This is a genomic window from Deltaproteobacteria bacterium (assembly GCA_009929795.1).
In the GTDB taxonomy this organism is placed as follows: Bacteria; Desulfobacterota; Desulfovibrionia; order Desulfovibrionales; family Desulfomicrobiaceae; genus RZZR01.
This window is the reverse complement of sequence record RZZR01000079.1, coordinates 1-11,476: the sequence shown is the minus strand read 5'-3', so window position 1 is coordinate 11,476 and position 11,476 is coordinate 1. Positions and strand designations below refer to the sequence as shown.

The following is an 11,476-nucleotide window of genomic DNA, read 5'->3' as shown; positions in this document are numbered from 1 at the left end:
CCCCGGTTCCCTTGGCGGAGGAGGCAGTGGAAGGTCATCCCCATCCCGGATCATGACCTCCCGAATGCCCTCCAGAGTCATCCCGACCCCTTTCCATTTCTCGATCTCCAGAAGCTGCCGGACATGCTCTCTGGTGTAATAGGCCGCCTTCTTCAGACCCACGGGCCGATCCACCAGGCCTTTCTGGATGTAGAAGCGGACCGTGCGCTGATTGACGCCGGTCAAGGCGCAGACCTCAGCCAGGGTGAGTTTCTGATTCGTGCTTTCCATGGCGACATTTTTTATCACTAAAAATGTCGTTGTCAAGTGTCTATAAAAAATTCAATCGAATTTTTTGAAACTGGAAAATCAGGAGGCAGGATGACACGGGGGTGCGAACGGGTGCGTTCGCGGTAGGGAATGGGTTATTTGTCTTGCCATGAGTCTTCTCCCATCATACCTACTCCGCATGCCGGCCAGGCCGCCATGATCATGGATAACGGAAATGAGCCGATTTTTTTCAAGGATGGTCGAATGATCCAAAACACTATTCGCGGGTTGGAAATTTGGGGCCCTCGACAGGCAAATGATGAATCGTCGAATTCAAAGAAATGCTTTCTGACCGGACGGGAGTGGCGGGTAAACATGCTCTTCACGGCCGAAAACAGGTGGTGGATGCAGGAAACTGGAGAGCGTTTCCCCCGAAACCGGCCTCCCGATGAAACCCATCCGCTCTTTGTGCTTCGTCGGATTCAGGGGATGTCGACCACGATTTGTCCCTGCACAAGCAAGCCTCTGACTGCGGCGAGAGCCATTCGACAGGGCTGCGTGTTCCAGGACACAGGGAGAATTCTTAAGAAAAAAACCTATCTTCTGGAGCAGTTTTCTCTATCCCTTCCAGAACAGATGCGTTTTGCCTCCTGGCCCCAGTATTTGGGCCAGGTCCCATCTACATGCCTGGAGGCCGGTTCATGACCGGGGCCTCAGAACAATTTTTTCTGGACTGGATTCACTCGGTCGAGTGCAGCCAACTGCTCATGCGCTGCGTGGGGGCCCGAAAATACAATGACTTGGCAGAGCCAGATGAACTGTCGGCCGATCTCTGGGTCCTTTTGCGGGAGCGCGGCGGATCGTGCCATGCCGGTTTAGGTTTGTTCCTGGCCAGAAAGGACTGGACGGGTCTGGAACGGAAAATTCGGTCCATGCTGGCGACGATGATCGCCGAGGGCAGGCGAGATCCCCTCTATCGTCGGGTTCGTCAGGTTTTGGCCTCGACCGTGGGCGAGTGGATGTATTCGCCAGGACGGGATTTCTCGACCTACGGCGGCAATGGCGAGGCCATCCCTGCCTACGAGGAGCTTCTTGCCAGAGGGGTTTGCCCCATCCATCCGCTTCTTGAGCCCCAGGATATCCGGACGGCCAAAGGCATCCTCCATCTGGCCGATTCCTTCCGGAATCAGGTCTCCAAATTTTTGGGCCCGGGAAGAGCCATCCCCTTACGGGAACTTTGTTCTTTCATCCGGGCAGGCTATCCGGTTCACCTCGTGTACGAAGGCCACGTTCCCGACGAGTCGCTCGATGAAACGGAAGACGAGAATTCTTTCGGACCAGCTCTTGAGTTGTCCCGAACTGATCCGGTCCATTCCGAAGAATTTCTGGCTGAACTGGCTGGGACTGTTGCCGTACAACTGGATCGGGCCGGGCATTTTCTCCTGGTCTGCCTTCTGATCCACTGCGAACTGACCATGGAAAGCATTGCCCGGGCACTGAACCTGGCCGGGCCATCAGGTGTAGCCTACCACAAGAAAAAAGCCTTCGGGTTGATCCGGGAGTTGACCAGCATGCACGAGGGGCTTTCCCAACCAGACCTGGACGAGGCCCTTTTCGCCCGGTTCGTCGTTTTTCTCCTCGACGGCTGCAACGATGAGGACTGTTCCCGTTATGCCTGAAAAGCGAGTACATGATCATGACTGAAACCAGCATCGACGTTTCAACCATCAAGCGAGCCTGGCGCGAGATGTTCAGAACTCGAACCTGCCCGCCTCATTCGATTCTCATGGATGAGAGTCAAGCCGAAAAGGTCCGGGAACACGCCCGGGGATGTGTTTTTTGCGCCATGGAGAAAAAAATGGAGCCAGATTGGCATGAACTTGGCTCGACATTGGCCGGGCTTTGGCCTCCTCCGTTGAGGCCGGAACCGGGTCCGGGTCAGGTTTGGGCCCTGAAGGAACGTAAAGGAGGATGGGATGAATGCTTTCGCCACATCAACCCGCCCCTTGTCGTGGTTCTCAAGGTCATGACGGAAGATCGGGCCGTGCGGGTGGCCCAGACCTTTGACGAAGGGGGCCTGGCAGGCGATGGGGACGTACCCCTGGGGCCTGGACTGCCCTGGGCCGAGTCCTGGAACACCTATGCCCTGGACGTGGAGGACCTTGATTTTTGCCTGGGGAGGGCAGAACCGGAGCGGGTCGGGACCGTTCTCCGGAATTGTGATCAAGAATCTTCCTCCATCGACCAGGACTCACCCGTCTGGTTTTTCCGTCAACTGGAATTGGATATTGGCAGTCGCATGGCTCTGGAGGCCCTGGACCGCCTCGTGGATCGCCACGAACGGGCTAGTATCGTTCGGAAACTTGGAAACGAGTCGAATGTTCGGTCCCGGGTTTTGGCCTTCGATTCCCGCATTGGCATGCCCAAAACCGGTGACGTCCTGCAATCTTTGGCTCAGACCGAACTGCCCCGTGACCGTTTGCCTTTGGCGGCGGCCGGCGAAGCCGAGCACTCCTTCATCGTCTTTCGACCAGAAAACGAAAAAACCCTGATCGAAGCCGGGTTGGCCATCCTCCATCGTTTAGAATGGCGCGAGAATACCATCCATTGCACGGCCGCCCTGAACCCGGAGGCCGCTGAAGGGCAGGTGTTTGCCTGGTGGAAGCACGGCCAGGAAATGACCGAAGGCAATATTTTTCCGGACCCCCTGGGAGGACCCATGGTCCGGGCCGAGTTTCCCGACCTTTCGGAAGAGGCCTTTTCATCGGGTCGTCCGGTGGTTCTGCTGGTGATCGACGGGCATGACCGGCATTGACCGCTGGACCGTGGACTCCCTCCTGTGCGAAATCCGTACAGGTATTCTGCCGGGGCGTCTCGCTCCCAGATCCGGGATTTGGCCCGGACACGATGCCGCTGTCCGTCTGGGGAAATTGACCAGTTTCAATGTCCCGGATCTGAGTCCCGTCCTCCTGGCCAGCCATCTTTTGGATCCGGCGGCCACCCCGGGCGAAATTCGCCCCTGGCTCCGGGCTCAGGCCGAGCAGTGGACCGGATTACCTCTGGGCGATCTGGAATCGGCAACCTGGAAGCTGGTTCCACTGATCCTTCTGGCTGGGGATGATGCCGTTCTCGAGTATTCACTGGTCGGATTAGGCAGGAACCTGCCCGTGATTCTCGGCCACCAGTCCACGATTCTTGATTCTGAGGCCCTCCGAGCAGTGGAGTTGGTCCGGGCTTGGTGCTGGGAGAGACATGGCCAGGAGGCGGCTTTTTGGCCGCTGGTTTGTGGCCGAAAGATTTGCGGGCCTTCCCTGGGTCTCCCCATGGCTCTGGGTATCGTGGCCGCATTTGAAGATTTTCCCTTCCCGCCGGTCTTGGCCAGCGGCGCAGTGGAAATGAGCGGTCGACTGCTTCCGGTGGACGGCCTGCGAGTCAAGATCGGCTTGGCCCGTCGTTTAGGTCGGTCCCTCCTCGCGCCCCTGTCCTGCGCCGAGTCCGCTCTTGACGTCGAGGATTGCGTTTTTTTGGACCATGTGGACCAGGCCGTGGAGATCGTCCACTGCCCTCTGGCCCCGGCGGCCCGTCTCGTCGAGCTCGACAGAGTCCTCAAATCAGATCGGAATCCGGCCAGATTTTTGACCGCCGTTCTTTCGCCAAGTCTCATTCCCTGGATCGAACGCCATTCCACGACACTAGGCTCAAGCCTGAGCCGGGACGACGATCTGGGCCTGCTCCTGGAGATGCTGGAGAAACGCCTGGAGAGAGATGCCTGCCAGGACGGACAGGCCCTGCTGTCCTGTCTGACCCCGGATTTGGCTCGTTCCATGGACCCCGGCTTGGCCTGGCGGTTGGCCAAGCTCCATCTGAATCAGGCCAATCACGCCGGATTGATCGAGGGAAGCCGGGCCTGGGCACGGGTTCTGGACGACCTTTTTCCGTCGGTGGCCTCTTTGGACGGGGGAGAGGCTGAAACCGTCCTGGCCAGCCTCCTGAGACTCATTGGCATCGAACACAACGCCTTTCTGTTTCGGGCCGACCCTTATGTCGGTCTGCCCGAGGTCTCCGAGGTCATCGACGAAATGGAAAAGGCTTTGGCCCGTCATTGCAAGAACGCGGGCGGACCCTGCGTGAAGAAAATTTTGGGCCAATACCACGGCACCATGGCCCAACATTGGGCCTTTCGGGGGCCAGAGCATATCGAGCAGACCCTGGAACACATTCAAAAAGCCATCCGGGCTTTTGGCGATTTTCAGGTTTTGAAAACCGTTCCGGACTGCAATCGTGACTTGATTTACGAATCCTTGGCCCTGGCCTCGGCCGGAAGGGACGACGAGGCTCTGGAGAGCCTGGCCCGAATTGGACATCTGCGGTTCGATGATGACTGGGCCGTGGAGGCCATGGACCCATTTCAGATTCACGCTCTGCTCAGAGCCCACGTAGACGGGGGGCGGATGTTGCCCGAACCCCTCAGGAACCGGGTCGAGGCCAGATTCGCAAGGCTGCTGTCGGAACAGGGGCATCGGCTCCATCCCTCCCAACTTTTGGGATACAATCTCGGGCTCTTGGCCCCGAACCGGTTCGAGGCTCGAAAGCGTTTCGCTGAGTCGCTGGATCTCTGTCTGGCCCCAGTATCCGGTCCGACCATCCGGGTCATGGCCCTTCTGCCTCTGGCGGCCATGCGGGAACGCGCTCTCGACGATGCCGAAACGCCGAATCATGTGGCCGCGGCCATGGAGCCGGTCCGGTCCGGAGAATTGGACAGGGACCATTTCTCCTGTCTTCTGACCGCCAAAGACTGGATTGGAGTGCTGGACGAGGTCTTGCGTAATCGGAAGACGTTGTTTCCGTTCAGCTATCGGTGATGACCATGACCCAAGAGGTGTTTTCCCTTCTTGTGGCTGGATGGGAGTGATTGACAACAGCTTGATACTGGATATGATATCATTATGTCGAGAAACGAAAAGTTGCTTCTGGCCATGCGCAACAATCCCAGAGACGATTGGAGCATTGAACAGTTCAAGGCCCTGGCCAGGCAGCTCGGCATTCGATGGAGGCAACCCGGGACAAGTCACGTGACATTTGTGGCCCCGGATGGTGAATCCCTGACCGTTCCTTCCCACAAGCCGATAAAGCCGATCTATGTACGCCGTTTTTTGGCTCTGATCGGCAAGCAGGAGGAAGACAATGCCTGATCATCCCCAGAACAGGTTCGAGGTTCGGCCGCTGAGCGAAGAGGATGGTGGCGGTTGGCTGGTGACTTTTCCCGATCTGCCCGGATGCATGGCTGATGGTTCGAGCATCGCTGAGGCCGTGTCCGAGGCCGCCGATGCCGAGCGTTCCTGGCTTGAAACGAGAAAGGCCTTGAGGGTTCCCGAAGCGAGCGGGCGGTTCGTTCTCCGCTTGCCGAAAACCCTGCATGCCGATCTTGGTCTGCGGGCCAAACAGGAAGGGGTGTCCATGAATACCCTGGCCGTGGCCGTGCTGGCCCGGGCCCTGGGGGCCGAGGAGCCCCCGGGTGGAAGTTCAGGGAAAACTTTTGGCCAACGACGACGGCTCACGCTTCCAGAAGGTATTCCCGGGCCGTGAGAATCCGAACTCCCAGGACAGTCTGGCCGAAGAAGGGGCCAAAATGCCGGATGTCGCCGGTCAGAAAAAAATCGGCCTGGGCCAAGGCCGCTGACATGAACACCGGCCGGTCCTTGCTTGGCAGGTCCAGAGGGCAGGCCATGGTGGGGTCGGCCTCGGGCACAAGGGCCACATGCCGCATTATATTCTCGAGCACCGTTTTTTGATCTGCTTTGGGCAGGTTTCGTCGAGCTTCTTCCAGAACATACCCTGAAGCCATCAAGGCGCATTGCCCGGTCCGGGCCAAGTCGATCAGCCGAATCAGGCTCGACGGCTTCCAAGACATGGAAAAGAGGATGTTGGCATCGAGAAATACCCGATGAATGGTCATGGTTCTTCTCGATCCCTCTGGGGAATATCGTCGGGATCGAGACCCATGGCCTGCACTTCGGCCTTGGCCATTTGATACTCCTCGTCCGAGACCGCATTGTTCAGGAGAAATTCGGCCCGACGATCCAAGCCATACATTTCCACAGGCAGGGATACCGCCGGTAGGAGAATCATCCCCTGATCCGTGGCCTGGACCATGATTTGCGAGCCTTCCGTGAAACCATATCTCGCCCGCATGGATGCGGGGATGACAATGGTTCCCCTCTTGCCGACCTTGATTGTTTCAGCTTGCATGGTACTTGCCTCCAGATTCATGAAATTCAGATTATCTGATAATCAGATATATCGAGGCCGTGGATCGGTCAACCTCCGAAGGTCCACCATCCCCATCCACCGCGCGGCGGGTATTCCTTCCAGTTTCGGGCTCATCCATTTTTTGAAAACAAACCTCCCATGACCGTTCCATATCATGAACGGCCCGAGACGTTGGGGATTCGCCCCGGCCGAGGACCGTCCAGGAGGAACGACCATGAGCGATACAGCCCGCATTCTTGTCCGGCCCGAGGCCGAACCCCGCTCCGAAGTCCCGGCAAGCGATGATCCATTTGCCGTCCTGGCCCGGGACGCCGGAGCCGTGACCATGGCCCGCAGACGTCAGGAAGCCGTGCTGATCGAAATCCGCGAATTGACCGTGGACAACCGGTGGACGGACATCCTGGACCTGTTCCTTCCTGTGGAAGAAAAGGATCCGGAACTCGTCGAGTTCGGTCTGGACCGGCCGATACGCGAGGAACTGGCTTTTGCTCTGGGGCAGGTCGGCCGTCTTGACGAAGCCATCCGCGAACTGGAGGTCTGTCTGGCCGCGGACCCGAACGATTTCCGGCTCCACGCTTCTCTTGGCTACACCCTGTACCGGAGCCTCCAGGCGGCCAACGCCCGAGAGATCGTCCTTCATCCGGCGGAGCGCAAGGCCCGCATCGAAAGGGCCGAGCGACATTTCGCCAGGGCCAACGAGATTCTGCCCGACCGAGTCACGAACCACTACCGTCTGGGAAAGCTCGTTCGCGATTTCCGGCGCAAGCCCGAAGACGCCATGGTTCACTTCCAGCGGGCCAAGGACAATTGGGAGGCCTACGATGACAAGACCCGTCTGTCCCGGGCCCGAGAGCGAAAGAACTACGTCAAGGCCCTCTACAATCTGGCTTCCTGCGAGAACACGCTGGGGCGGCCATCCCGGGCCTTGCCCCTGGTGGAAACCTGCATCAGGGAGGACGAGGGCAAGGACTGGGTGGCGCCCAAGCACAAGTATTTCGCCTTGGGCAAGGTCCTATTCGCCCTGGCCCGACCAGACGAGGCTCTGAAGGCCCTGGATGCGGCCCTGCACGGTCAAAATCCGGCCGATGTGGACTATGTCTTTGAGCTGCGGGCCAGGATTCTTCTTTCCCGGGGGGAGGCCGACAAGGGGCTGCAGGCCGTGCAAGCCGTGCCTCAGAAGGTCAGGCGCCCCTACGTGGTCTGGACTATGGCCGACTGTCTGACGGCCCTGGGCCGGAACGAGGAGGCCGCCCGGATGCTGGAGGCTTCGGCATCGCGAGATCGCCGTTCCCGGCATGTCTCCCTGGTTCGCCTGGCCCGCATCGCCTATCTTGCGGGAAGGTACGAGGAGACAGAGACCATGGGCCGCCAAGCCGACGATTTCCACCGTGAGGTCTTCGGCTCCATGGATCCCGACGGCCTGTTCTGGACGGCGGCGGCCTGTCTGGCTCAAGGCCGGAGAGACGAAGCCCTGACCTTGTCCCAGGCCATTGCCTCGGAGCGGCCACGCTATCCCCTGCTGCCTCGATTGAGGAAAATTTTCGCCCAGGCAGGATGAACAAACATATCCATGAAATTTCGCCCGGCTTCAGGCGGCCACCGGTCATCCCCTCCGACCGTGCCGCATTCAGGAGCCGGGCGAATCAATCCGAAGGGGGCAGGCGACCATGAATCCAGCCAACGCAAAACTACAATCCAAGGCCAAAGTCGATTTCGCCCTGCTTTTGGGCACGCTACGGGCCAGGGTTCTCCGAGGCGAGGACATGGAACGCTCGGCCAGGATTCTGGCCAACGAATCGGTCTGGAAAGTCCTGCCCCCCAACCGGGCCCTGGAATGGGCCCTGCTGGCCCAGAGCGCCGGTCTTCTCGATCTGGCGGTCAGGATTCTGGGCCACATCAACGCCGCGCATCCGGAATTCGCCCCGGCCTGGGCCGAACGGGCCGCCCTGCTCACGGCCCTGGGCCGGGGACCGGAAGCCATGGCCCTGACCAAGCTTGCTCCAGACGGAGTGGATCTTTCCCATGTCGAGATTCCCACCAGAACAGAATCCGGGGACGATCCAGTCCCGGACGGAGCGTTCAGGGCCGCCAGGCGGGAGGACGACCTGTTGCGCCGGTATCTGGACGTCTTCAGAGGCCGGGAGGACTGCTTCGCCCGGCAATGGGCCAACCGGAACGAGGGCACGGCCGGATACGTGCCCGTGCGCCGGCCCATGACCTCCCAGGATCTGCGGGATCATCTCCAAGGGCGAAAGACCTATGGAGTCTATCTCATGGAAGGTCCGGGGACCGTTCGTCTTGGCGTCATCGACGCCGACCTGGCCAAGAGCCTGCGGACAGGCAAGCTGGATTCGGCCAAGCGCTCGGCCGTGTACCGGGATCGGGACTTCATGCTCAACCGGGTGCCCGAGGTGGCCGCCGAGGCCGGGCTCTCCTGCCTGACGGAATTCAGCGGGGGCAAGGGCTTTCATTTCTGGTTCGCCTTCGAAGCCCCGGTGCCCGCAGCCCGGGTCCGGCACGTTCTTGGTCGCATCGCCACCGTGGTCGGCCGGGATCTGACCGCCTTCAATCTGGAGGTTTTTCCCAAACAGGACAAGGTCGGCGAGGCCGGTCTGGGCAATCTGGTCAAGCTGCCCATGGGTCTTCATCGTGTTTCCGGCAAAGCCTCGGAATTCTGGCCCAAGGTCCGGGGCGACGTCTGGGCTAGGCTGGAAGCCGGTCTTGGCCGCCTTGTACTCAACCCGGCCTCGGGCCTGGACGGGTCCGGACCCACTGGCGACGGGGGCGGCCAGGTCCTCGAACATCCCCGATTTTCCGAATGGACGGCCACCTATCCCGAACTGGCCCTCGTTTCGGAGCGATGCCCGGCCCTGGCCGGACTGCTGGCTTCCTGCCGGGAGGGGAGGGGGCTGACCATGCGCGAGGAAAAGATCGTCTACGGGGTTTTTGGTTTTCTGACCCGGGCCCGGACCATTCTCCATCATGCCCTTGGAAATCAGCCCGAGTACAATCCCCATTTGGTGGACCTGAAACTCTCCCGGCTTCGGGGCACGCCGTTGGGGTGTCGTCGCATCCACGAACTCCTTGGCCTGACCATCGACTATTGCCCGTTCGAAAAACCCGTGCCTTACGCCCACCCGCTCTTGCACTGTCCGCAGTGGTCCACGGCCGATTCGCCCAAAGCCGAACGGGTCAACAACCTCCAGGACGCCCTGGACCATCTCCGGGCCAGCCTGGACATGGTGGCCCGGTTCCTGCCGGCCCGGAGTTGAGCGGCCATGGAACGAGTGTTCGTCCTCGAGACCGGAACCTATATCCGCAAGTCAGGCCCGAACCTGGCCCTGGTCCGGGATGGCAAGACCGTCGAGGAGGTGGCCTTGGACGGCCTGCGGGCCCTGACTTTGGTTGGCTACCCCACCCTGACCGCGGCCGTGCTCCGGGAACTGGTCAGCAAGCGCATCGAGACCGTGATCCTCAATCCCAAGGGCCGGTTCGAGGCCCGGCTGGTCTTGGACGAACACAAGCATGTGGAACGGCGCAGGAACCAGTACGCGGTCCTGTCCGATCCAGAACGGGCCGGGGCCTGCGCCCGGGCCATCGTCCGGGGCAAACTGGAGACCCAGGCCCGGTTTCTGGGAAAGCGCGCGACGGCCACCGCGAATGCGGCTCTGGCCGCATCCGCCGCCCGCATCCGGGCCCTGCAACGATCCCTGGACGGTGCGGGAGCGGATCTCGACCTCATCCGAGGCATGGAGGGCCACGCCTCGAACGTCTACTTCCAGTCATTCCCGGGCTTGGTGACCAATATGGACTTCGAATTCAATGGTCGATCCAGGCGGCCGCCACTGGATCCTCTGAACGCGCTCCTGTCTTTCACCTACACGCTTGTGACCAGCGAGGTCACCAACGCCATTCAGCGGGTCGGCCTGGACCCGTACCTGGGCAGTCTGCACGCCACGGCCTATGGGCGGCCTTCTTTGGCCTGCGACCTGGTGGAGGAATGGCGGGTGCTTCTGGTCGACCGTCTTGTTCTGGGGCTCGTAAACCGTCGGGCCATCAAGAAGGACGACTTCATTTTCCGTCAGGCCCCCAAGGGCGGATACGCGGACGAGGCCGAGATGCGGGACAAGCGCCCGGTGGAGATGGGACCGGGATTGAGGCGGACCTTCCTCCAGGCCTATGAAGCCTGGATGAACCGACAGGCCCATCACCCGGCCACGGGCAAGAACCACACCCACCGTGGCCTCATCCTGGAGCAGGCCCGGCTCTTCCTGGCCTTTGTCATGGGCGAGGCCGAGGCCTACACACCCTATCCCTGGCCGGGGGTGCGGTGATGTTCTGGCTCGTGTGCTACGATATCGTGGACGACCGCAAGCGGACCAAGGTCGAGAAGATCCTCAAAGGTTTGGGAGTCCGAGTTCAGAAATCGGTCTTCGAATGCCCGGATCTGGACGAGCGCCGGCTTCTGAAGCTCATGGACGATGTGGAACGCCATATCGACCAGACAGAGGACTCGATCCGCTACTATCCGATTTGCAAGGCCTGCCTGGACAAGGTGGAGTGGACCGGCCAGGGAGAGAAGCCAATGAGCGGAAAATGCGGATATTTTTGAATTGTTGGCCGTGCTGTTCTCCGACCTTTGGATCATTTCCCGTTTTCTGCATAATATATTGAAATTACGTAGATCATCAGATTGGGATAAGAGAATTGAAGATATCACACGATTTTCAATTGTTACGGCAATGTGGCCCCAATTTTCGCAGTCTTGGAAATTCCCGAAGCCCATTTTCAAGGGGGGTCGGAGAAAAACGGTCCGGAAACCCTTGCCAGGCAAGCCCTCCCAGGCTAAGGATCCAATGCATTGCCCCGGCTCGAGGGGATTGAGACGGATCGGCCAGGATCATTTCGACCAGAGCGACGGGATCCAATGCATTGCCCCGGCTCGAGGGGATTGAGA

General features: G+C 60.0%; 13 protein-coding genes. 10 read left to right on the top strand and 3 right to left on the bottom strand.

Annotated elements, in window-relative coordinates; genetic code table 11:
* Nucleotides 1–270, bottom strand: a 270-nt coding sequence (locus tag EOM25_09370) for a MerR family transcriptional regulator (protein NCC25389.1), incomplete at its 3' end; no start/stop codon positions are given.
* Nucleotides 271–624: 354 nt separating this feature from the next.
* Here EOM25_09370 and EOM25_09365 point away from each other — a divergent pair.
* From EOM25_09365 to EOM25_09340, 6 genes are all read left to right on the top strand, one after another.
* Nucleotides 625–954, top strand: coding sequence for a hypothetical protein (locus EOM25_09365; protein NCC25388.1), 330 nt, complete (start codon nt 625–627; stop codon nt 952–954).
* The gene (locus EOM25_09360; GenBank protein NCC25387.1) at nt 951–1,928 is read left to right on the top strand and encodes a hypothetical protein; all 978 of its coding nucleotides are present in this window, start codon (nt 951–953) and stop codon (nt 1,926–1,928) included. The genes EOM25_09365 and EOM25_09360 overlap by 4 nt, the downstream gene beginning before the upstream one ends.
* A gap of 17 nt (nt 1,929–1,945) precedes the next feature.
* A complete protein-coding gene (locus tag EOM25_09355; protein ID NCC25386.1) occupies nt 1,946–3,064 on the top strand; it encodes a hypothetical protein in 1,119 nt (372 codons plus the stop codon).
* Nucleotides 3,051–5,111, top strand: a complete 2,061-nt coding sequence (locus EOM25_09350; GenBank protein ID NCC25385.1) for a hypothetical protein — start codon at nt 3,051–3,053, stop codon at nt 5,109–5,111. Before EOM25_09355 ends, EOM25_09350 begins: the two co-directional genes overlap by 14 nt.
* An 84-nt stretch (nt 5,112–5,195) precedes the next feature.
* Entirely contained in the window at nt 5,196–5,441 is a 246-nt protein-coding gene (locus EOM25_09345) for an addiction module toxin, HicA family (protein NCC25384.1), read from the top strand.
* Nucleotides 5,434–5,835, top strand: a complete 402-nt coding sequence (locus EOM25_09340; GenBank protein ID NCC25383.1) for a type II toxin-antitoxin system HicB family antitoxin — start codon at nt 5,434–5,436, stop codon at nt 5,833–5,835. The genes EOM25_09345 and EOM25_09340 overlap by 8 nt, the downstream gene beginning before the upstream one ends.
* Here the strand turns inward: EOM25_09340 and EOM25_09335 are convergent.
* Together EOM25_09335 and EOM25_09330 are read right to left on the bottom strand one after the other, a co-directional pair.
* Nucleotides 5,804–6,205: a PIN domain-containing protein gene (locus tag EOM25_09335; protein ID NCC25382.1), complete on the bottom strand. Its 402-nt coding sequence runs from the start codon at nt 6,203–6,205 to the stop codon at nt 5,804–5,806. The two genes, EOM25_09340 and EOM25_09335, sit on opposite strands and share 32 nt — an antisense overlap.
* Complete coding sequence (locus EOM25_09330; protein ID NCC25381.1) at nt 6,202–6,519, bottom strand: AbrB/MazE/SpoVT family DNA-binding domain-containing protein; 318 nt, start codon at nt 6,517–6,519, stop codon at nt 6,202–6,204. The genes EOM25_09335 and EOM25_09330 overlap by 4 nt, the downstream gene beginning before the upstream one ends.
* A gap of 154 nt (nt 6,520–6,673) precedes the next feature.
* Here EOM25_09330 and EOM25_09325 point away from each other — a divergent pair, with 154 nt between their 5' ends.
* The 4 genes from EOM25_09325 (at nt 6,674) to cas2 (ending at nt 11,131) form a co-directional block, all read left to right on the top strand.
* Nucleotides 6,674–8,077 carry a tetratricopeptide repeat protein gene (locus EOM25_09325; protein NCC25380.1) on the top strand — a complete coding sequence of 468 codons (1,404 nt, stop codon included), beginning with the start codon at nt 6,674–6,676 and terminating at the stop codon, nt 8,075–8,077.
* 109 nt (nt 8,078–8,186) lie between these two features.
* On the top strand, nt 8,187–9,791 hold the full coding sequence (locus tag EOM25_09320; GenBank protein ID NCC25379.1) for a DNA primase: 1,605 nt from the start codon (nt 8,187–8,189) through the stop codon (nt 9,789–9,791).
* Between the two features lie 6 nt (nt 9,792–9,797).
* Nucleotides 9,798–10,853: a CRISPR-associated endonuclease Cas1 gene (gene cas1 / locus EOM25_09315; protein ID NCC25378.1), complete on the top strand. Its 1,056-nt coding sequence runs from the start codon at nt 9,798–9,800 to the stop codon at nt 10,851–10,853.
* Complete coding sequence (cas2, locus tag EOM25_09310) at nt 10,853–11,131, top strand: CRISPR-associated endonuclease Cas2 (GenBank protein ID NCC25377.1); 279 nt, start codon at nt 10,853–10,855, stop codon at nt 11,129–11,131. Before cas1 ends, cas2 begins: the two co-directional genes overlap by 1 nt.
* The last annotated feature ends 345 nt before the right edge of the window (nt 11,132–11,476 follow it).

What these genes read in the sequence shown, in the direction of transcription:
- EOM25_09340 (NCC25383.1), top strand. Translation starts at nt 5,434, where the DNA reads ATGCCTGATCATCCCCAGAACAGGTTCGAGGTTCGGCCGCTGAGCGAA.
- cas2 (NCC25377.1), top strand. Translation starts at nt 10,853, where the DNA reads ATGTTCTGGCTCGTGTGCTACGATATCGTGGACGACCGCAAGCGGACC.
- EOM25_09365 (NCC25388.1), top strand. Translation starts at nt 625, where the DNA reads ATGCTCTTCACGGCCGAAAACAGGTGGTGGATGCAGGAAACTGGAGAG.
- EOM25_09330 (NCC25381.1), bottom strand. Translation starts at nt 6,519, where the DNA reads ATGAATCTGGAGGCAAGTACCATGCAAGCTGAAACAATCAAGGTCGGC.
- EOM25_09355 (NCC25386.1), top strand. Translation starts at nt 1,946, where the DNA reads ATGACTGAAACCAGCATCGACGTTTCAACCATCAAGCGAGCCTGGCGC.
- EOM25_09320 (NCC25379.1), top strand. Translation starts at nt 8,187, where the DNA reads ATGAATCCAGCCAACGCAAAACTACAATCCAAGGCCAAAGTCGATTTC.
- EOM25_09325 (NCC25380.1), top strand. Translation starts at nt 6,674, where the DNA reads ATGAACGGCCCGAGACGTTGGGGATTCGCCCCGGCCGAGGACCGTCCA.
- EOM25_09350 (NCC25385.1), top strand. Translation starts at nt 3,051, where the DNA reads ATGACCGGCATTGACCGCTGGACCGTGGACTCCCTCCTGTGCGAAATC.
- EOM25_09360 (NCC25387.1), top strand. Translation starts at nt 951, where the DNA reads ATGACCGGGGCCTCAGAACAATTTTTTCTGGACTGGATTCACTCGGTC.
- cas1 (NCC25378.1), top strand. Translation starts at nt 9,798, where the DNA reads ATGGAACGAGTGTTCGTCCTCGAGACCGGAACCTATATCCGCAAGTCA.
- EOM25_09345 (NCC25384.1), top strand. Translation starts at nt 5,196, where the DNA reads ATGTCGAGAAACGAAAAGTTGCTTCTGGCCATGCGCAACAATCCCAGA.
- EOM25_09335 (NCC25382.1), bottom strand. Translation starts at nt 6,205, where the DNA reads ATGACCATTCATCGGGTATTTCTCGATGCCAACATCCTCTTTTCCATG.